Origin of the sequence: Kitasatospora sp. NPDC056531, from assembly GCF_042794375.1 — a bacterium.
Taxonomy (GTDB): Bacteria; Actinomycetota; Actinomycetes; order Streptomycetales; family Streptomycetaceae; genus Kitasatospora.
In genome coordinates this window covers 21,604-40,355 of the sequence record NZ_JBHTTU010000023.1, presented here as the reverse complement: position 1 = coordinate 40,355, position 18,752 = coordinate 21,604, and the positions used below count along the sequence as shown (strand labels likewise).

The following is an 18,752-nucleotide window of genomic DNA, read 5'->3' as shown; positions in this document are numbered from 1 at the left end:
TCCCGGGGCGTAGAAATATCTCAACGTTCAGATAGTCAACGTTGAGGGGGACACCATGGACCGCAAGCGCACCGCGATCGCCGCCACCGCCGCACTCGCCCCGGCCGCCTGGGGCACCACCTACTTGGTCACCACTCAGCTGCTCCCCGAAGGCCGCCCACTGCTGCTCGCCGCCCTGCGGGCGCTGCCGGCCGGGCTGCTCCTGCTGCTGATCGGCCGCAAACTGCCCAAGGGGCGCTGGTGGGGGCGCGCGGCGGTGCTCGGGATGCTCAACATCGGGCTGTTCTTCCCGCTCACCTTCGTCGGCGCCTACCGCCTGCCCGGCGGCGTCGCGGCCACCATCGGGGCGATCCAGCCGCTGCTGGTCGCCGGGTTCTCGGTCGGCGTGCTCCGGGTGCGGCCCGGGCGCCGGGCGCTGCTCGCCGGGCTGGCCGGGGTCGGCGGGGTGGCGCTGCTGGTGCTCAAGAGCGGGGCCACGCTGGACGGCGTCGGAATCGCCGCGATGGTCACCGCGATCGGGCTGATGGCCATGGGCACCGTCCTCACCCGGCGCTGGGGACGCCCGGAGGGCGCCACCATGGTCGACCTCACCGCCTGGCAGCTCCTCGCCGGATCGGTCTTCCTGGTCCCGCTCGCGGCGCTGGTCGAGGGCGCGCCGCCGGCCCTGAGCGCCTCCAACCTGGCGGGCTTCGCCTACCTGGGACTGTTCAGCACCGCGCTCGGGTACGTGCTGTGGTTCCGCGGCATCGAGCGCCTGGGCGCCGGGCCGGCCTCCTTCCTGGGGCTGATCAACCCGGTGGTGGCGACGGTCGGCGGCCTGGTCGTCCTCGGCCAGACCCTCACCCCGTGGCAGGTCCTGGGCCTGGTGCTGGCGCTCGGCGCCATGCTCGCCGGCCAGTCCCCGGCCCGCCGGGCCGCCACGGCGGGTCCGGCGCCCGACTCGGTGCCCGGCTCGGTGCCCGCGACCCGGGCGGCAACGCCCCGGGCGGCAGCCGCGCGCTGACGACCCCTCGCTCCCCCGCCCCCTCAGCCCCGCCGGCCACGCGACCGGCGGGGCTGAGGCATGGGGAGCGGAGCGGCTCAGCCGGTGGCGCGGATGTAGATGTCGGCGGAGCCGGGCAGGCCGCCGGGGATGGTGGCGACGTAGATCCGGCGGGCGCCGACCGGGTGGGTGGGGACGGCGGACGGGGTCCAGCCGGGGGTCGGGGTAGCCGTCCAGGTGGGCGTGGACGGCGGGGCCGGGGTCGGGGAGGGGCTGCCCTCCCCGACCCCGGCCTTGGCGTCCGACTCGGCCGAGGGCTCAGGTGGTGCAGAGGGTTCATCGGACGCGTCGTCGGCGTCGGCGTCGGCGTCGGTACTCGCGTCGGCGTCAGCGCTCGCGTCGGCGGAGCCGCCGTCCGACGGCTGCGCCGCGATGGCGACCGGGGCGGAGGTGGTCCCGGACGGGGACGCGACCGCCGACGGGGACGCGACCGCCGACGGAGTCGCGGAAGGGGACGCCGAAGGCTCCTCCTCCGGCAGCTCCGGCGCCTCCGCCGGCTCGTCCCCGCCCAGCGCCGCCGCCAGGTCCGGCGGCAGCGGAGCGGCCGGCCCGGGCGCCGGGAGGTCGTACGCCCGCAGGAAGTCGCCCAGCCCCGGGTCCTTGCCGCCCCCGAGCCGGTAGTGCAGGTACGCGACCGGCGCGCCGTCCGACGTCCGGGTGTAGACCGTGCTGACCGGTACGTAGTACCGCCCCGCGCCCGGGTGCTGGGAGGGGTGGAGGCCGGCCAGCCGCTCGGCGCGGTCGCGGTCGGTCTCCCGGCCGACCTGCCCGGCGGTGAGCGTGTTGACGCCGCGCACCACCAGGGCGGCGGCGACGGACACGCCGAGCACCAGTCCGACGGCGACGGTGCGCCGCAGGACCGGGCGGCCGTGCAGGGCGGGCCAGGAGTCGGTCACCATCCGCTCGGGTGGGATGCCGTCCACGGTTTCTCGCTCCCCCTCGATCAGGACGTCCGATCGGAACATTCGATCAGGACGTCATTCTCTGCTCGACGTGGGACCGTAGCCCAGAGTTCCTCAGCCCAGGTAGGCGGGGGCGACCGCGGCCTTCGTGACCAGCCGGGCGCTGCCGGAGCCGTCCGCCGGGACGGTCCACAGGTCGGCGCCGTAGTCCCCGGGCAGGGCGTAGAGCAGGGTGCCGTTGTCGGACCAGAGCGCCTGGTCGTCGATGTTGCGCTGCTCGGCGGTGGCGGTCTCGGTCATCGTGCCCAGGTCGAGGACGTAGAGCCGCCACGGGGAGTCGGCGGGCAGGCCGGGGACTCGCTTCTTGTACGCGATGCGGGTGCCGTCCGGGGAGAGCGAGGGGCACTCGACGTTGTCGTGCAGGGTGGTGAGGGTGCGGGCGGCGAGGTCACCGCGGGCGAGGTGGGTCTGCCCGCCGGTGGCCACGGTGGCGTAGAAGGTGTTGTCGTCGGCGAACGTGACGCCCCAGATGTTGATGTCGTGCGCCTGGTACGGGTGGCCGTCCTTGATGACGGTGAAGTCCTCCAGGTTCTCCCGCAGGTTCCAGTCCCGCACGTCCACGATCGAGCTGCGGGTGGAGAAGTTGGTGCCCGCGTAGGAGTCGCCGCTGACGAAGACCGTCCAGGCGGCGAGGTGCCCGGACGGCGAGACCCGGGAGCGGGTGGGAATCCCGGCGGCGGGGAAGGAGCGCAGCTCGTGCAGGTGGTCGTCCAGGACGACGGCCCGGTAGGTGTCCTCCAGCGCGCCGTGCTGGGCCTGCAGGCAGATGCCGGTGCCGGCGGCGGCGTGGAAGCGCAGGCACTGGACGCCGGAGGCGGTGCGCGGGCCGTCCGGCCGGTCGGCGGGGACGGTGGTGATCTCGTCCCGGTGCGGCCCCCAGGCCATGCTGCGGAACAGCAACTGCCGGCCACTGCCGGGCACTTGCAGGGACACCTCCCCCGGATTGACGACCGGCCCGCCGGCCTGGGTGCGGTCGCGCTCGGCGGTGCGGTCGGCCGCGTAGAGGACGGCTCCGGTGCCGACCGCGCCGAGCACCAGGACGGTGACCAGCAGCACGATCACTCTGGTGCGGTTCTGCAGGTTCTGCAGGTTCTGCAGGTTCACGAACTCTCCTCGGCGGCAACGGGTTCCGACCGGCGCAGCACCACCGCGGCGCCGCCCACGCACAGCGCCAGCGCCCCGGCCGACCAGGCCAGGGCGGTCGCGCCGCCCACCGCGCTCCACAGCGCGCCGAACAGCAGCGAGCAGGCGAACCGGGCCAGCGCCTGCCCGGTGCCGACCAGGGCCAGCCCGGCGCCGCGCTGTTCGGCGGGCACCGTGTCGGCCGCGGCGGCGGCGAGCACCCCGTCGGTGGCGGCGTAGAAGGAGCCGTGCAGCACCAGCACGCCGATCACCGCGGGCAGCCCGTGCAGCGGCGACAGCAGCAACCCGTACGCGAGCAGCAGCACCCCGTGCCCGAGCAGGAAGAGCCGGCGGCGGCCGATCCGGTCGGCGAGCGAGCCGAACGGGACGGCCAGCAGCAGGAAGGCGGCCGCGGTGCCGAGCGGCAGCAGCGGGAACAGGTTGACGGACAGGCCGAGTCGGCGCTGGATCAGCAGGTAGAGGAAGGAGTCGCTGACGGTGGTGAGCCCGAGCAGCACGGCGCACAGGGTGAGCCGGCGCAGCCCGGGCAGGCGCAGCAGGGTGAGGCTGTCCCGCAGCGAGGGGCCGGCGGTCGACGGGTCGTCACCGCGTTGCCGGTTCGGCACGAACAGCAGCAGGATCAGCACGCCCAGCGCGGCGACGCAGGCGCTGACCGTGAACACGGCGTCGTAGCCGTGCCGTTCACCGCCGTCGGCGAGCAGTGGGCCGCCCGCGAGGCGCAGCACCAGGAAGGCGGTGAGCGGGCCGAGCAGGGCGCCGGCCGTGTCCATCGCCCGGTGCACGCCGAACGCCCGGCCGCGGTGGGCGGGTTCGGTGGCGAGCGAGATCATCGCGTCCCTGGGCGCGGTGCGCAGGCCCTTGCCGGTGCGGTCGACGGCGATGACGGCGCCGATCAGCGGCACGGTGTGGACGAACAGCAGCAGCGGGCGGCACAGCGCGGACAGTCCGTACCCGACGGCCGCGACGGCCTTGTGGCGGGCGGCCCCGTCGCGGCCGCGGCGGTCGGCGAGGTGGCCGCCGACGAGCCGAACCAGGGCGCTGAAGCCGTTCTGGATGCCGTCGAGCAGCCCGAAGCCGAGCGGGGACAGGCCGAGTCCGGTGAGCAGGTAGAGCGGCAGGACGGCACTGACCATCTCGGAGGAGATGTCGGTGACCATGCTGACGGCGCCGAGGGCGAGGACCGCCCCCGGCACGGCGCGCAGGGCGGCGCCCCGCCGCACCGGGCCGGTGGCCGGTGCGGCGGGGGCCTTGGAGCTGCGGGAGTCCGCGACGTACACGGGCGTCAGTTCCAGATGCCGGTGATGTCGGAGGCCCCGGCGGAGTTGCCGGCGTGGGCGTTGACGCCGGCCAGGTCCTCCAGGGTGTGCAGCACGTCGTAGTGGTTGTAGTTGGTGGCGGTGGAGCTGCCCGGGGCGACGTGGGCGCCGTAGACCAGGGTCGGGATGCGGTTGCCGGCCAGGCGGTTGTCCTCGTCGAAGGTCACCACCAGCAGGCTGTTGTTGTTCTTGGCCCACTGGGCGTACGCGTCGAGGTTGGTCTGCAGCCAGGAGTCGCCGGTGCCCACCGAACAGTCGTGCATGTCGTCGCACAGGTCCGGGATGACGAAGGAGACCTTGGGCAGGGTGGTGAAGTCGGTCGGGAACGCGTCCATGCCGTAGGCGGTGGAGGTGGGCACGTTGCCGAAGCCGAACCACGGGTTGTGCTTCTGGGCGTAGTTGTCGACGCGGCAGTCGGTGGCGCCGGGGGCCGGCAGGCCCTCGTTGTAGCTGGCCCAGGTCTGGTTGGCGGCGAGCAGCTCGGAGGCCAGGTTCGGCTGCTGCAGCGCACCGACGTCCACGCAGCTGTCGTCGACGATGCCCTGCGAGCTGCCGGAGAACAGCATGTAGTAGTTGGGCTGGCTGGGGTGGGTGAGCGCGTACGACTGGGTCAGCGTCGCGCCACCGGCCGCCAGGGTGCCGTTGATGTACGGCGCGTTCGAGCTGCCGATGACCTGCGAGTACGCGTGGTTCTCCAGCATGACGACGATCACGTGGTCGGGCGAGGGCAGGCCGGCGGCGGTGTCGGCGGCCGCGCTGCCGCCCGCGGCCCACAGGCCGAGCGAGCCGGCGACCAGGCCGAGGCCGGTGGCGAGGGCGGTGAACGGACGGAGCTTGCGACGACGGGCGGGGCGCGGGCCGGCGGTGGGGGTGCCGGGGGTGCGGAGTCGTGCGAAGGCCATGGGGTCCTCCGTGTGTCGGGGCTTCCGGGGCGGGAGCGCCGAGAACAGTAGGATCGCGGCATGTCGTGTACCGCACAAGGGAAGTGAAGAACAGACGAACAGCTGCGACGCGGTCCCCGTACGAAGCAACGGAGTCCGCGTCGGATCTCACACGCGCCGCGATTGACCCGTTTCGGCCGCACGTGGTGGGATCACGGGGGCCCGGGACCACGGGGTCGGAACGAAGGGGCACGGCAGATGATCGGACTGATCTCCCTCGACGGGCCGGTCCGCCCGCTCGCCGAGGAACTGCACGCCGCCTGGCCGGAGAGCAGCGAGCTCCGCCACGCCTCACGCGGCAACTGCTTCCAGCCGCCGGACGCGCTGGCATTCGCCGTGGGCCGGTACCCGCAGGTGGTCGTGTTCGGGCCGGTCCCCTATGTCGTCTCGCTGCTGAACAGCGGCTTCGTCAAGCTTCCCCGCGAGGTGGACCTGCTCTGCGTGGACTCGCAGCGGCGCTGGGTGGTCCCGCTGGCCGGCGGGGAGCGGGGAGAGGAGCTGGCCCGGGAAGTGCAGGCGGTACTCGGTGTCGAGCCCGTGCTCACCCGCTACCCGCCGCGCCCCGAGGGCCCGCTCGACGTCCTGACATCGCACGCCGTGCGGTACTACCGGCCCGGCTCCGCCGCCACCGAGCGGGCGGCGACGGAAGGCCGCCCGGTGCGGCTGGTCACCGACGTGCCGTACCCGCTGCCCGCGCTGCCCCCGAACATCCGGCCGGAGGCCCCCGAGGACGCCCCGGTGTTGCGGATCACCGACCAGGCGGACCCGGGCGACAGTGACCTCCTGGTGGTCCCGCGCACCCTGGTCGTCGGCATCGGCGCGGGCAGCGGCACCGAACCGGTCGAGGCGATGCGGCTGCTGACGGACGTACTGGCGGAGACCGGCCACCTCCGCTCGGCAATCGCCCGGTTGGCCACCGTGGCCGGCAAGACGGACCACCCGGCGGTGCGCTGGGCCGCGCGCTGCCTGAACGTACCGGTGGACGAGCACCCGGCCGATGAGTTGGCCCGGCTCACGGTGCCGAACCCCTCCGAGGTCGTCGGTACGGCGGTCGGCACGGCGAGCGTGGCCGAGGCCGCGGCGCTGGCGAGCTCGAACGGTGGTCAACTCGTGGTCGCCAAGCGGAAGTCGGCGACGGCGACGGTCGCGATCGCCCGGGCCGCGGTGCGCGGACGGCTGGCGGTGGTCGGCCTCGGGCCGGGGGCGCACGACCTGCTGGTGCCGCGCGCCCTGACGGAGCTGCGGCGTGCCTCGGCGGTGGTGGGCAGGCCGGAGGCGGTCGAGGCGGTGGCCGGGCTGCTCCGGCCGGGGACGCGGCAGGTCGCGGTGCCGGAGCCCGGGTCGGTACGGAACGCCCGCGGAGTGGTCCTGGACTGGGCCGGAGTCGCGACGGACGGCACCGGGCAGGTGGTCGACCACACCGGAGCGGCCGTCGCGCTGGCCTCCCACGGGCACGCCGTCGCGCTGGTCGCGCTCGGCGACGGCGCCGGGCTCGCCGTTCCGCCGGGCCCGTACGACGTCCTCCGGGTGCCCGGCCTTCCCGTTGACCAGCAAGGAGCCTCCACGTGACCGCCCCCGAACCCGACCTGCGCCACCACGGCGACGCCGAGGTGCGCGCCGACGGCCGCGGACTGGTCGACCTCGCGGTCAACGTCCGCACCGGCACTCCCCCGGCCTGGCTGCGCGAGCACCTGACCACGACCCTCGGCGACCTCGCCGCCTACCCCGACCAGGGCACCGCCCGCGCCGCGGTGGCCGCCCGGCACGGGCGCCCGGTCGAGGAGGTGCTGCTCACCTCTGGGGCGGCGGAGGCCTTCGTGCTGCTCGCCAGGGTGGCGGCGGCGCGTCACATCACCGTGGTGCACCCGCAGTTCACCGAGCCGGAGGCCGCGCTGCGGGACGCCGGGCACCGGGTGCACCGGGTGCTGCTCGCCGCCGAGGACGGGTTCCGGCTCGGCACCGTCCCCGAGGAGGCGGACCTGGTCGTCCTCGGCAACCCCACCAACCCGACCTCCGTGTTGCACCCCGCCGAGGCCGTCGCCGCGCTCGCCCGCCCCGGGCGCACCCTGGTGGTGGACGAGGCATTCATGGACACCGTCCCGGGCGAGCGGGAGTCCCTGGCCTCGACCCGGGACCTGCCCGGCCAGGTCGTCGTCCTGCGCAGCCTCACCAAGACCTGGGGCCTGGCCGGGCTGCGGATCGGCTACGCCCTCGGACCGGCACCGCTGATCGCCGCCCTCGGCGCCGCCCAGCCGCTCTGGCCGGTCTCCACCCCCGCACTGGCCGCCGCCGAGATCTGCAGCGGCCCGGCCGCGCTGGCCGAGGCGGAGCAGGCTGCCGCCGAACTGGCCCTCTGGCGCGCGTACCTGCTGAAGGGCCTGGCCGCCGTCCCGGGCCTGCGGACGTACGGCGAAGCGGCCGCCTCCTTCGTCCTGGTCCGGCTGCCGGGCGCGGCGGCCGTGCGCGAGCGGCTGCGCGAGCACGGCTTCGCGGTCCGGCGCGGGGACACCTTCCCCGGGCTCGGCGAGGACTGGCTGCGGATCGCCGTCCGGGACGAGGAGACCACCGACCGCTTCCTCAACGCCCTGGAGACGGTGCTCAGTTCAACCTGACACCGTTCAGCCTGACCCCGTCGCCGGGCTCGATCCGGCCGGGCACCAGCACCTGCGCGTACACCCCGGCGCAGGGCAGCTCCGCCATGCCCTCCAGCGGGACCAGCCGGTTCCGCTCGGCCGGAATCCGCAGCGCCCCGGTGCGGCGGGGCAGCGGGCCGTGCCGCAGGGTCGGGACGGCGCAGCGCGGGGTGGGCACCACGACCCGCAGCCGCAGCGTCCGGCCGATCGCCAACTCCCGCCCCACCCAGGCGTTCTCGACGAAGCCTTCGCCCTCGGTGCGGATCACCAGGTTAGGCCGGTAGCGCTCGGCCTCGGCGTCGACGGCCGCCAGCGTCGAACTGGCGACCAGGTGCAGCGGAGCGAAGTCGAAGAATCCGCCCTCCGGCGCGGCCCGCCCCAACTCACTGACGGTGAACGACACTTCCGCCTCGATGCCGCGCGCGAGCACCTCCTCCGGCACGGCCCGCTCGACCGTCGCGCCGGGCGGGCGCTCGGTGATCAGGGCGAGCTTGCGGCCGAACGCCTCGGACAGCTCCGTCTCGTCGGTGCCACGCCCGTCCGGGCCGGTGATCGCCACCCCGCCGTCCGCCGTGGCCGCCGCCGAGTACCGGAGCAGGCCCGCCCACAGCCGCGGGTGCTTGGCGCTCGCCACCCGCCCGGCCGCCAGGTCGAGCAGCGCCCGCTCCCGGTCCCCGGCCAGGCCCCGCCGGTCCACCTCGACCGCCGAAAGCTCCTCCCCCAGCAGCGACTTCACCGGGTAGCGGCGCAGCCGCTCGACGCTGCCGATCAGCACGCGTCCTCCGCCCACTCCCGCAGCGCCGCGAAGTGCAGCTCCCGCAGGCCAGCCCGGGGGTCGACCCACAGCGGCAGCGCCGGGGCCGGGTGGTTCGCCTCGATCCACTCGATGTCCTGCGGGCCGAGCTCGTCGTCCAGCCAGACGAACGGCCGCCCGGCCGCCCAGGCCACCAGCTCCCTGGTCTTCCAGTGCAGCCCGTCCGGATCCTCCCGGAACACCTCCGTCCAGGGTATGTACGGGAGTTCGGGCAGCCCGATGCGCGGCCCGATGTGGGTGTTCGCCTCGTCCATCCAGGTGGTCGCCCACACCAGCTCGTACGGCAACGCCAGCAACTCCGGCCCGTGCGCCGGGTTCAGCCACACCCGCAGCGGCTTCACCCGCTCCCGGGGCTGCGGCGCGTGGCGCGCCACCCAGGACTCGGGCAGCAGCCGATGGGTGCCGTAGCCCTCGGGGCGGCGGGTGTTCGGCGCGGCGTAGGGGTTGAGCGGCCCGTCCACGTCGAGCAGGAGCAACGGCCGTCCGGTCATGCGGCGGCCGCCCATTCCCGCAGGGTCGCGAAGTCCTCGGCCAGCAGGCCGATCCGGGGGTTGACGTGCAGGACGAGCGCCTGGCCCGGGTGGTTCGCCTCGATCCAGTCGGCGTCCTGCGGGCCGAGCTCGTCGTCCACCCACGCGAACGGCCGCCCGGCCGCCCAGGCGACCACGTCCCTGGTCTTCCAGTGCAGCCCGTCCGGATCCTCGCCGAACAGCTCCGTCCAACGGATGTAGGGCAGTTCGGGCAGTCCGAGGTTCGGCCCGATGTGGGTGTTCGCCTCGTCCATCCAAGTGGTCGCCCACACCAGCTCGTAGGGCAGCGCCAGCAACTCCGGCCCGTGCGCCGGGTTCAGCCACACCCGCAGCGGCTTCACCCCGTCGTCCGAGCGCCGCGTCTGCCGCTCGGCCCACCAGGTCGGCATCAGGTCGTGGGTGCGGTAGCCGTCCGGCCGCCGAAACCTCGGCGCGGCATAGGGATTGAGTGGTCCGTCCACGTCGAGCAGGAGCAGGGGCTGCTGGGTCATGCCGTGAATTGTCCGGCGACGACCGCTGATTGACCAGCGATTTGCCCTGACGCACCCTGCCTATGCGGACGGCCGCCGCGGCCGGTCGGACTGTCACGTGTCGACGAACCGACGTCGCGCGGGCACTCGCCGGCCACCTCGCCGAGGCCGAGGTCGAGGGCTGACGGAACACCCGTAGGCCCTCCCCCTGGCGGGGAAGGGCCTACGGGCGTGGGGGCCTCAGGGGCGGATCAGACCTGGCCGGCCTTCTCCAGAGCCTCGCAGCAGGTGTTGATCAGGAGGCGGGTGACGACGTAGGGGTCGATGTTGGCGTTCGGGCGACGGTCCTCGATGTAGCCCTTCTTCTCCACCTCGACCTGCCACGGGATGCGGACCGAGGCGCCGCGGTCGGAGACGCCGTAGCTGTAGACGTTCCACGGGGCGGTCTCGTGCTTGCCGGTCAGGCGGGACTGGATGTCGTCACCGTACTGGTTGACGTGCTCCAGCACCTTCTCCTGGGAGGCGCCGAGGGACTCGCAGGCGGTGATGATGGCGTCGTAGCCCTCGCGCATCGCCTTGGTGGAGAAGTTGGTGTGCGCACCCGCGCCGTTCCAGTCGCCACGGGCCGGCTTGGCGTCCAGCGTGGCGTCGATGCCGAACTCCTCGGCGGTGCGGTACAGCAGGTAGCGGGCGATCCACAGGTCGTCCGAGACGGTCAGCGCGTCGACCGGGCCGATCTGGAACTCCCACTGGCCGGGCATGACCTCGGCGTTGATGCCGCAGATGGCCAGGCCGGCGTCGATGCAGCGGTCGAGGTGCAGCTCGACGATCTCGCGGCCGAAGACCTCCTCGGCGCCGACGCCGCAGTAGTAGCCGCCCTGCGGGGCCGGGAAGCCACCCTCCGGGAAGCCGAGCGGGCGGGAGCCCTTGAAGAAGGTGTACTCCTGCTCGATGCCGAAGATCGACTCCTGCGCCGTGTACTTCTCCTCGACCTCGCGCAGCAGGGCGCGGGTGTTGGACTCGTGCGGGGTGCCGTCCGTCTCCAGGACCTCGCACAGCACCAGGATGTTGTCACCGCCGCGGATCGGGTCCTTGACGACCTTCACGGGCTCCAGCACGCGGTCCGAGGCGTGGCCCTCGGCCTGGTTGGTCGAGGAACCGTCGAAGCCCCAGGTCGGGATCTTGTCGGCGTTGGGCAGGACGCGAGTCTTGGAACGGAGCTTCGCGGTCGGCTTGGTGCCGTCGATCCAGATGTACTCGGCCTTGATAGCCACGGCGTGTCCCTCGCAATGCTGGGTGGTGGGTGCCCGCGTAGCGTCGCAAGCCGCCGTTTCCCGGTTGTTCCTCTCATGTAACGCGCATGTGAACCAACCGTCCGCGTTGGCACGGTCACGGTGCGGGAGTGCCGGGTGCGGCACTCCCGCCCTCAAGGGTGCCTGCGGGCCCGGTGCCGGCCTCAGTGCCCACCGGCCCGCTGGCCGCCGGCGCCGGCCTCAGTGCCTACGGGTGTGCACGGCCCGGCGGCGCCGGGTTGCCCAGAGCGCGGCCGCCCCGCCCGCGACCAGGGCGGCGGCTCCGGCGGCCAGCGGGCCGGTGGCGCTGCTGCCGGTGGCGGCGAGCTTCTGCGGCTTCTCCACCGCCGCCTGCGGCACGGCGGCCCGCGAGGTGGTGGTGTCGGCCACCGGCTGGGCGGCGGGCGCGCTGGTGGGGGCGGCGCTCGGGGTGTCCGTGGCGGAGGGGGTGGCCGGGGGTGCGGTGGGCTTCTCGCAGCTCACCGAGGCGACGGTGATCTTTCCGGTGACCTTGGCGACGTTCAGGTTCAACGGGTTCACCTCCACCTGCACCTCCAGTGCCGAGGCGGCGGCGGTGGTCGTGGTGGTGGTCTTCTTGGAGAACTCCACCGACACGCTGCCGACCATCGGCACGTCGACCTTGGTCGGGCCGTACAGCCCGACGGTGACGGGCTTGCCCAGCACGCTCAGCTTGGTGGGCGCGATCACGTTCGCGGTCGGCTGCCCGTCGACCGGACAGGTCGCCTCGGCGCTCATCGCCTCCAGGCCGAGCAGCGCGGTGGCGGGCAGACCGGGGGCGTGCACGTCGGCGTTGACCAGCTTGACGGAGGCGGCGGTGCCCTTGGCGTCGGCGCGGGTGACGGACTTGCCGATGTCGGCCTTGACCAGCTCGACCGGGCCGGTCTGGTCGACCCCGTCCACCTTGGCGGTGAGCACCGATCCGTCCCTCTGCTCCGGCGTCTCCACCTTGTTGAGCGCGATGTTCACGGGTACGTCCACCGCCTTGTTCAACAGGCTGACGTCCAGGTCGAGTTCGGCGGTAACGGCGCGTGCCTTCCCGGGGGAGGGCGTGGCGGCCGGGGTCGGAGCGGCCTGGACGGGCCCGGCGGTGAGCAGTGTGCTCACCACCACGGCAGCGGATGCGGAAACGACTCGGCGAGAAGACATGGCGGTACCCCTACACAGATGAAACGATGAGCCGCCAGTCTTCTCGAACTATCCGTCACATGAGTAACACGGAACGTCATTTCACCCGTTGGAGTGAGATTGACGTTCCGCGCCGACCACGGTCTGCTAAGGCGGCAACTCCCCTACGGCAGCCGCCAGTCCACCGGCTGCGCCCCCTGCCGCACCAGCAGCTCGTTCGCCCGGCTGAACGGCCGGGAGCCGAAGAAGCCGCCGTTCGCCGAGTACGGGCTCGGGTGCGCCGACTCGATCGCCGGGATCTCCCCCAGCAGCGGCCGCAGGTTACGGGCGTCGCGCCCCCACAGGATCGCCACCAGCGGGCCACCGCGCGCCGTCAGCGCCCGGATCGCCTGCTCGGTGACCTCCTCCCAGCCCTTGCCCCGGTGCGCGGCCGGCTTGCGCGGCGCGGTGGTCAGCGCCCGGTTGAGCAGCAGCACGCCCTGGTCGGTCCACGGGGTGAGGTCCCCGTTGGACGGCTGCGGCAGGCCGAGGTCGTTGCCGTACTCCTGGAAGATGTTGATCAGACTCGCCGGGATCGGCCGCACCTCCGGCCCCACCGAGAAGCTGAGTCCGACGGCGTGGCCGGGGGTCGGGTACGGGTCCTGCCCGACGATCAGCACCCGCACGTCGGCGAAGGGCTGCTGGAAGGCCCGCAGCACGTTCGGCCCGGACGGCAGGTAGGTACGGCCGGCGGCCAGTTCGGCGCGCAGGAAGTCGCCCATGGCGGCGACCCGCCCGGCGACCGGCTCCAGGGCGGTGGCCCAACCGGGCTCGACGATCTCGTTCAGTGGACGCGGTGCCATGGTGACCACCCTATCGGCCTACACCGACAGCACGTTCAGCGGATGATCATGTGAACGAGAAGCCGGACGAGGGCCCCGTGCGGACCGCCGGATCACCCCACCGGCCGCCCCCGCAGCACCACCAAGTCCGGGTCCGCGAGCACCCGGACGTCCGCCCGCGGGTCCTCCCCGTACACCACGAAGTCCGCCGGGGCGCCCTCCGCCAGCCCCGGCCGCCCCAGCCACTCCCGCGCGCCCCAACTCGCCGCCGACAGCGCCTCGGCCGGGCTCAGCCCCGCCTTCACCAGCTCGGCCACCTCGTCCGCGACCAGCCCGTGCGCGAGCGAGCCGCCCGCATCCGTACCGACGAAGATCGGGATGCCGGCGTCGTGCGCGGCGCCCACGGTGTCGTACCGGCGCCCGTGCAGCCGCCGCATGTGCGCCGACCAGGCCGGGAACTTCTTCTCGCCGCCGACCGCCAGCTCCGGGAAGGTGGCGATGTTGACCAGCGTCGGGACGATCGCCACCCCGCGCTCGGCGAAGGCCGGGATCAGCTCCTCGGTCAGTCCGGTGGCGTGCTCGACGCAGTCGATCCCGGCCGCCAGCAGGTCCGGCAGCGACTCGGCCGCGAAGCAGTGCGCGGTGACCCGCGCGCCCTCCTCGTGCGCCGCCGCGATCGCCTCGACCAGCGCGTCGCCGGGCCAGCAGGCGGCGAGGTCGCCGCGATCGCGGTCGATCCAGTCGCCGACCAGCTTCACCCAGCCGTCCCCGCGCCGGGCCTCGGCCCGGACGTAGGCGGCGAGGTCGCCGGGCTCGATCTCGTGCGCGTAGTTGCGGATGTAGCGGCGGGTCCGGGCGATGTGCCGACCGGCGCGGATGATCCGGGGCAGGTCCTCGCGCTCGTCGATCCAGCGGGTGTCGGCGGCCGAGCCGGCGTCGCGGATCAACAGGGTGCCGGCGTCACGGTCGGTGAGCGCCTGCTTCTCGCTGGTCTCGGCGTCCACAGCGCCGTGCGCGTCCAGTCCGACGTGGCAGTGGGCGTCCACCAGGCCGGGCAGCGCGAAGCCGGTCACCGTCCGGACGTCCCCGGCGGTCGGCGGGCGGGTGAAGGTCACCCGGCCGTCCACCACCCAGAGTTCGTCCCGGACCTCCTCCGGACCGACCAGCACCCGACCCCGGACGTGCAGCACCGCGCCTTCACTCATGGCCGCACTCTACCGACGGGAACGTTCCGTGTAAGCAGCGAGAATGCGGCAGACTCGTTTCCGCACCCACCACCCCGCGCGCGAAAGGCTTCAGAACCGTGAGTCCGTTCCTCGACCTCCCCCCGCTCAGCGCCGCCGGGTTCGCGGCGATCGAGGACCAGGTGGCCGCACTGCTGCACACCGAGGCCGACGTGATCGTGACCCAGGGTGAGGCGCTCCTCCCGCTGGAGGCCGCGATCCGCGGCGCCGCGCACCCGGGCTCCACCGCGCTGAACATCGTCACCGGCCCGTACGGGCAGACCTTCGGCAACTGGCTGCGCTCCTGCGGGGCCGAGGTCGTCGACCTCGCCGTGCCCTTCGACAGCGCGGTGAACGCCGCGCAGGTGGCCGAGGCCCTGGCCGCCAACCCGGCCGTCGACTTCGTCTCCCTGGTGCACGCCGAAGCCGCGACCGGCAACACCAACCCGGTCGCCGAGATCGCCGCCGTGGTCCGCGAGCACGGCGCGCTGCTGATGCTCGACGCGGTCGCCTCGGTCGCCGCCGAGCCGCTGCTCACCGACGAGTGGGGCGTCGACCTGTGCGTGATCGGCGGCCAGAAGGCGATGGGCGGCCCGGCCGGGGTCTCCGCCGTCTCCGTCTCCGAGCGCGCCTGGGCGCGGATCGCCGCCAACCCGGCCGCCCCGCGCCGCTCCTACCTCTCCCTCCTGGACTGGAAGGAGCGCTGGACCGACGCCGGTCGCACCGTACTCCCGCACGCCCCGGCCCAGTTGGAGATGCTGGCGCTCGGCGCCTGCCTGGACCGGATCGCCGCCGACGGCCTGCCCGCCGTGATCGCCCGCCACCGCGCCGCCTCCGCCGCCACCCGGGCCGGCGTCCGCGCACTCGGTGCCCTCACCCCGTACGTCCACGAGGACGCCCACGCGGCCCCGGTCGCCACCACCCTGCGCACCCCGGCCGGCCTGCACGCCGCCGAGCTCGCCGCCGCCCTCGACCCGGCCCTGCCGGTCCAGCCGGGCGGCGGAGCGCTGGCAGCGGAGATGCTGCGGGTCAACCACTACGGCCCGGCGGCCTCGCTGGAAACCGTCGGCGCCTGCCTGACCGCCCTCGCGACGGCCACCAAGGCCGAGGCCGGGCCCGCTCTGCTGGCCGCCGAGGCCGCCTGGAACGCGACCGTCCAGGCCTGAGCACGCGGAAGCGGCCCCGGTCACGTTTCCGGGGCCGCTTCCGTACGGGCGCTCAGTGCCCGCCCGCGTCCACCACCTCGACGCCGCGGATGTTCCGCTCGATGTCCTCCGCCGGCAGCGAGACGGACAGCGCCCAGTAGTAGACGACCAGCGAGAACAGCACCACGACCAGGATGTCCCACCACAGCGGCAGGTTCCCCTGCGAGCCCTCGCCGAAGGTTCCCTGCCAGGAGGTGATCCCCATCCCGACCAGGTAGACCGGCAGCCACTGCCCCGCCTTGAAGTCCATCCGCGGCGTGTTCGGCGCCCCCTTCGACGCGGCGTACGCGGAGTACCCGCCGAGCAGCACGTACCCGATGATGATCGCCAGCCCCAGCCGCCACAGGGTGTTCCAGCCGGACCAGTAGATGATCAGGCTCGACACCGCGAAGGTCAGCGGGGAGATGACCGTGCCGCCGGGCAGGCGGTACGAACGCTCCATCCCCGGCAGCCGCTTGCGCAGCACCCCGAAGGCCAGCGGCGCGCCCGCGTACATCAGCACGACGGCCGAGGTGATGAAGCCGACCAGCCGCTGCCAGCTCGGGAAGGGCAGGAAGCAGAGCACGCCGGCTACCCAGGCGATGACCAGGCCGAGCCAGGGCACCGAGTTGCGGTCAGTGGACTGCAGGGCGGGCGGCGCGTAGCCGTTGCGGCTCAGGCCGTAGGTGACCCGGGAGCTGGAGGTGATGTAGACCAGCCCGGTGCCGGCCGGCGAGATCACCGCGTCGATGAAGAGGACCGTCGCCAGCCAGCCGAGGCCGATCAGGGTCGCGAGGCCCGCGAACGGGCCGCTGATGCCGGGGTAGTCGAGCTTGTCCCAGCCGCCCGCGAAGGTCGACGGCGGCAGGGCGCCGATGAACACCACCTGGAGCATCACGTAGACGATCGTGCCGATCACCACCGACCCGAGGACGGCCCGGGGGATGTCCCGGCGGGGGTTGCGGCTCTCACCCGCCCACTGGATGGCCTGCTCGAAGCCCAGCAGCGCGAAGATCACCCCGCTGGTGCTGATGGCCGCCAGCACTCCCTTGGCCTTGTGCGACGCGAAGCCGTGGACGGTGAAGTTGGAAACGTGGAACTCGGTGAACCCGAGCGCGAAGATGGTCAGGACCGGGACGGCGACCTTCCATACGGTGGCCACGCTGTTGGTGTGGGCGAGGAGCCTCACCCCCAGGAAGTTGATCGCGACGAACACCCCGAGCAGCACGGCCGCGACCACGAAACCCGCCACGGTCAGCGTCAGGTCCTCGTTCAGGAGGCCGCCCGCCCACGTCCAGTGCCGGGCGTAGTTGATCATCGCCTGCACCTCGATCGGCGCGATGGTCGCGGCCTGCAGCCAGGTGAACCACCCGAACGACATCCCCGCGAACCCGCCGAAGGCGTAGTGCGGATACCGCGCCGTACCGCCCGCCACCGGGAACAGCCCACCCAGCTCGGCGTGGATCATCGCCAGCATGATGATCGCCACCGCGCCGATGCCCCAGGACAACAACGCCGCCGGCCCGGCCGCCACCGCCGCCTTCTGCGCCCCGAACAGCCAGCCGGAGCCGATGATCGCCCCGACCGAGGCCCAGAGCAGTCCGACGAGGCCGACCTCGCGCTTGAGCCCGGTCTGCCCCGTGGGGGGCGATGACGTGGTGTCGGGATGGGCCATGGCGCAGCCGCCTCTCGCCTCGGGGAAATCCCCCCGACAGTGCCGCAGCACCCGGGACTCCCCCGCGCTGAAACGCCCTCCGGCCCACCCCTGTCAGCCAGACGGCGGAAGAGGCCTGCGGTGCCGCCCGGTCCCCCTTCGCAGCAAGGGCACCGGTGTATCGTCCTGCGGCTCGATCAGCGCCCCGTCGCGCCGCATGATCAGCGGATACGCCTCCGAGAAGTCCGCGGCTACCGCAACCGGCCGCCAGGCACGCCCGTCCCACTCGACCACCAGCCGGGGAACGTCCTCGAACGGATGCCGCCCCAGCCGATCCTCGGGCGCGAGCACCAGCACGTCCCGCGTCCCCTGCGGCCGGTCCCGACCGGCCCGGGCGGCGTACCACTCCGCGAGCGATTCGTCCTCGGGAAAGACCACGTCCTGATCCTCCAACTCGGCATCGCCCCGAGGTTAGCCCGTTGCGCTCACTCGAACCTCGGAACAAACCGCCCCGGCCGACGTGGCCGGGGCGGTTCATCCGCTCAGTCAGACTGCGCCGAACTCCCCGCATCGCACGGCGGAGACGAAGGCCGACCAGGCGTCGGCTGGGAAGACCAGGGAGGGGCCCTCGGGGTCCTTCGAGTCACGGACGGGAACGGCGTCGGAGGCGACCAAGTTCCCCGCTACCTCCACACAGTCGCCACCGTTGCTGCTGTACGAAGATTTGAACCACATGGGTTCATTCGCGGTCACGGTAGTCCTCCCTCAGCCGGCTGATCAGGGCCACGGACTCAGCTTGTGAGAGCACGAGAGCCTGTAGCTGATAGTAGGCCGTGAGTACCGGCAGCACTGCGCCGCTATCCCGCTCCAGGTGCCCCTGCTGTGCCGATTCCGCGTAGGAGATCAAGGACCGATCGGGAAGAGTGAGGATGTTCACCGGGAGGTCGAACGACCGCTCTTCGCCTATGGCATACGGAGCCACCTGGAGCATCGTGTTGGGCATCCCGGCGAACTCAACAAGCTGATCCAGCTGAGCTGCCATGACCGCAGGTCCGCCGACCGGCCGACGGATGCAGCTCTCATCCAGGACGACGTGGATCAACGGCGAGGGCTCCCGACGCATGGTGGCCTGTCGGCGCGCGAGGTAAGCCACCCGTTCATCAGCCTGATTCTGTGTGATGCCGCCTCGGCGAACCGCTCCCGCTGCGATGGCTGCTGCGTAGTCCGTGGTTTGGAGCAGACCCGGCACGATCCCGAGAGTGAACAACCTCAGCTCCACGGCCTTCGACTCCCGAGCTACGTACTGCGGAAACCCTTCGAGGAGCGCCGAGGTCTTGAGATCGAGAGCCTTGCGGGCGAACACGCGGTCCCACCCAAACACCTTGTCAAGTTCTCGTGCGAGGCGCCGAGTTGGGGGACGTCGACCAGTTTCCACGGCTGACACATGCGTCGCGGAGTAGCCGATGGCACGAGCCAGATCCTCCTGGGTCCACCCCCGCGCTTCCCGTGAAGTGCGCAGAAACACGCCGAACTTCGCCGCAGGGCCCGCGTCGGGGTCCAGCTCAACCTTGTTCAAGGGCC

The 18,752-nt window shown here is 73.0% G+C and carries 19 protein-coding genes; 4 read left to right on the top strand and 15 right to left on the bottom strand.

Features of this window, described 5'->3' with window-relative positions:
- Positions 1 to 55: 55 nt before the first annotated feature.
- Positions 56 to 1,003 carry an EamA family transporter gene (locus ACFQ87_RS20765; RefSeq protein WP_380612248.1) on the top strand — a complete coding sequence of 316 codons (948 nt, stop codon included), beginning with the start codon at positions 56 to 58 and terminating at the stop codon, positions 1,001 to 1,003.
- Positions 1,004 to 1,080: 77 nt separating this feature from the next.
- Here ACFQ87_RS20765 and ACFQ87_RS20760 read toward each other — a convergent pair whose 3' ends face one another.
- The 4 genes from ACFQ87_RS20760 to ACFQ87_RS20745 form a co-directional block, all read right to left on the bottom strand.
- Positions 1,081 to 1,965, bottom strand: a complete 885-nt coding sequence (locus tag ACFQ87_RS20760) for a hypothetical protein (protein WP_380612247.1) — start codon at positions 1,963 to 1,965, stop codon at positions 1,081 to 1,083.
- A gap of 93 nt (positions 1,966 to 2,058) precedes the next feature.
- Positions 2,059 to 3,084: a TolB family protein gene (locus tag ACFQ87_RS20755; protein ID WP_380612311.1), complete on the bottom strand. Its 1,026-nt coding sequence runs from the start codon at positions 3,082 to 3,084 to the stop codon at positions 2,059 to 2,061.
- A gap of 20 nt (positions 3,085 to 3,104) precedes the next feature.
- Positions 3,105 to 4,424, bottom strand: coding sequence for an MFS transporter (locus tag ACFQ87_RS20750; protein ID WP_380612246.1), 1,320 nt, complete (start codon positions 4,422 to 4,424; stop codon positions 3,105 to 3,107).
- A 5-nt stretch (positions 4,425 to 4,429) separates the two neighbouring features.
- Positions 4,430 to 5,365, bottom strand: coding sequence for an alkaline phosphatase family protein (locus tag ACFQ87_RS20745; RefSeq protein ID WP_380612245.1), 936 nt, complete (start codon positions 5,363 to 5,365; stop codon positions 4,430 to 4,432).
- Positions 5,366 to 5,602: 237 nt separating this feature from the next.
- On the opposite strand from ACFQ87_RS20745, the gene ACFQ87_RS20740 reads away from it, so the two are divergent.
- Both ACFQ87_RS20740 and cobC read left to right on the top strand, forming a co-directional pair.
- A complete protein-coding gene (locus ACFQ87_RS20740; RefSeq protein WP_380612243.1) occupies positions 5,603 to 6,973 on the top strand; it encodes a cobalamin biosynthesis protein in 1,371 nt (456 codons plus the stop codon).
- Positions 6,970 to 8,016 carry an Rv2231c family pyridoxal phosphate-dependent protein CobC gene (gene cobC, locus ACFQ87_RS20735; protein WP_380612242.1) on the top strand — a complete coding sequence of 349 codons (1,047 nt, stop codon included), beginning with the start codon at positions 6,970 to 6,972 and terminating at the stop codon, positions 8,014 to 8,016. The genes ACFQ87_RS20740 and cobC overlap by 4 nt, the downstream gene beginning before the upstream one ends.
- Here the strand turns inward: cobC and ACFQ87_RS20730 are convergent.
- The 7 genes from ACFQ87_RS20730 to ACFQ87_RS20700 all read right to left on the bottom strand — a co-directional run bounded on the left by ACFQ87_RS20730 (position 8,003) and on the right by ACFQ87_RS20700 (position 14,315).
- Positions 8,003 to 8,812, bottom strand: a complete 810-nt coding sequence (locus ACFQ87_RS20730) for an MOSC domain-containing protein (RefSeq protein WP_380612241.1) — start codon at positions 8,810 to 8,812, stop codon at positions 8,003 to 8,005. The genes cobC and ACFQ87_RS20730 overlap by 14 nt on opposite strands.
- Complete coding sequence (locus ACFQ87_RS20725) at positions 8,806 to 9,342, bottom strand: hypothetical protein (protein ID WP_380612310.1); 537 nt, start codon at positions 9,340 to 9,342, stop codon at positions 8,806 to 8,808. Before ACFQ87_RS20725 ends, ACFQ87_RS20730 begins: the two co-directional genes overlap by 7 nt.
- Positions 9,339 to 9,872: a hypothetical protein gene (locus tag ACFQ87_RS20720; protein ID WP_380612240.1), complete on the bottom strand. Its 534-nt coding sequence runs from the start codon at positions 9,870 to 9,872 to the stop codon at positions 9,339 to 9,341. Before ACFQ87_RS20720 ends, ACFQ87_RS20725 begins: the two co-directional genes overlap by 4 nt.
- 230 nt (positions 9,873 to 10,102) lie before the next feature.
- Positions 10,103 to 11,125: a glutamine synthetase gene (gene glnII / locus ACFQ87_RS20715; protein WP_380612239.1), complete on the bottom strand. Its 1,023-nt coding sequence runs from the start codon at positions 11,123 to 11,125 to the stop codon at positions 10,103 to 10,105.
- A 219-nt stretch (positions 11,126 to 11,344) separates the two neighbouring features.
- Positions 11,345 to 12,271, bottom strand: coding sequence for an SCO1860 family LAETG-anchored protein (locus ACFQ87_RS20710; RefSeq protein WP_380612238.1), 927 nt, complete (start codon positions 12,269 to 12,271; stop codon positions 11,345 to 11,347).
- A gap of 182 nt (positions 12,272 to 12,453) precedes the next feature.
- Entirely contained in the window at positions 12,454 to 13,131 is a 678-nt protein-coding gene (locus tag ACFQ87_RS20705) for a uracil-DNA glycosylase (RefSeq protein ID WP_380612237.1), read from the bottom strand.
- Positions 13,132 to 13,223: 92 nt separating this feature from the next.
- A complete protein-coding gene (locus ACFQ87_RS20700; protein ID WP_380612235.1) occupies positions 13,224 to 14,315 on the bottom strand; it encodes an amidohydrolase family protein in 1,092 nt (363 codons plus the stop codon).
- A 98-nt stretch (positions 14,316 to 14,413) separates the two neighbouring features.
- On the opposite strand from ACFQ87_RS20700, the gene ACFQ87_RS20695 reads away from it, so the two are divergent.
- The gene (locus ACFQ87_RS20695) at positions 14,414 to 15,499 is read left to right on the top strand and encodes a pyridoxal-phosphate-dependent aminotransferase family protein (RefSeq protein ID WP_380612234.1); all 1,086 of its coding nucleotides are present in this window, start codon (positions 14,414 to 14,416) and stop codon (positions 15,497 to 15,499) included.
- Between the two features lie 52 nt (positions 15,500 to 15,551).
- On the opposite strand, the gene ACFQ87_RS20690 is transcribed toward ACFQ87_RS20695, so the two are convergent.
- From ACFQ87_RS20690 to ACFQ87_RS20675, 4 genes are all read right to left on the bottom strand, one after another.
- Positions 15,552 to 17,192, bottom strand: a complete 1,641-nt coding sequence (locus ACFQ87_RS20690) for an APC family permease (RefSeq protein WP_380612233.1) — start codon at positions 17,190 to 17,192, stop codon at positions 15,552 to 15,554.
- A 93-nt stretch (positions 17,193 to 17,285) separates the two neighbouring features.
- Entirely contained in the window at positions 17,286 to 17,624 is a 339-nt protein-coding gene (locus ACFQ87_RS20685) for a DUF6087 family protein (RefSeq protein ID WP_380612232.1), read from the bottom strand.
- Positions 17,625 to 17,717: 93 nt separating this feature from the next.
- The gene (locus tag ACFQ87_RS20680; RefSeq protein WP_380612309.1) at positions 17,718 to 17,906 is read right to left on the bottom strand and encodes a DUF397 domain-containing protein; all 189 of its coding nucleotides are present in this window, start codon (positions 17,904 to 17,906) and stop codon (positions 17,718 to 17,720) included.
- Positions 17,907 to 17,910: 4 nt separating this feature from the next.
- Positions 17,911 to 18,747, bottom strand: a complete 837-nt coding sequence (locus ACFQ87_RS20675; protein ID WP_380612231.1) for a Scr1 family TA system antitoxin-like transcriptional regulator — start codon at positions 18,745 to 18,747, stop codon at positions 17,911 to 17,913.
- Positions 18,748 to 18,752 lie beyond the last annotated feature (5 nt).

Bases quoted from the DNA above. Each gene is read 5' to 3' on its own strand.
- ACFQ87_RS20680 (WP_380612309.1), bottom strand. From the start codon at position 17,906: ATGTGGTTCAAATCTTCGTACAGCAGCAACGGTGGCGACTGTGTGGAG.
- ACFQ87_RS20745 (WP_380612245.1), bottom strand. From the start codon at position 5,365: ATGGCCTTCGCACGACTCCGCACCCCCGGCACCCCCACCGCCGGCCCG.
- ACFQ87_RS20705 (WP_380612237.1), bottom strand. From the start codon at position 13,131: ATGGCACCGCGTCCACTGAACGAGATCGTCGAGCCCGGTTGGGCCACC.
- ACFQ87_RS20700 (WP_380612235.1), bottom strand. From the start codon at position 14,315: ATGAGTGAAGGCGCGGTGCTGCACGTCCGGGGTCGGGTGCTGGTCGGT.
- ACFQ87_RS20765 (WP_380612248.1), top strand. From the start codon at position 56: ATGGACCGCAAGCGCACCGCGATCGCCGCCACCGCCGCACTCGCCCCG.
- ACFQ87_RS20720 (WP_380612240.1), bottom strand. From the start codon at position 9,872: ATGACCCAGCAGCCCCTGCTCCTGCTCGACGTGGACGGACCACTCAAT.
- ACFQ87_RS20725 (WP_380612310.1), bottom strand. From the start codon at position 9,342: ATGACCGGACGGCCGTTGCTCCTGCTCGACGTGGACGGGCCGCTCAAC.
- ACFQ87_RS20690 (WP_380612233.1), bottom strand. From the start codon at position 17,192: ATGGCCCATCCCGACACCACGTCATCGCCCCCCACGGGGCAGACCGGG.
- ACFQ87_RS20740 (WP_380612243.1), top strand. From the start codon at position 5,603: ATGATCGGACTGATCTCCCTCGACGGGCCGGTCCGCCCGCTCGCCGAG.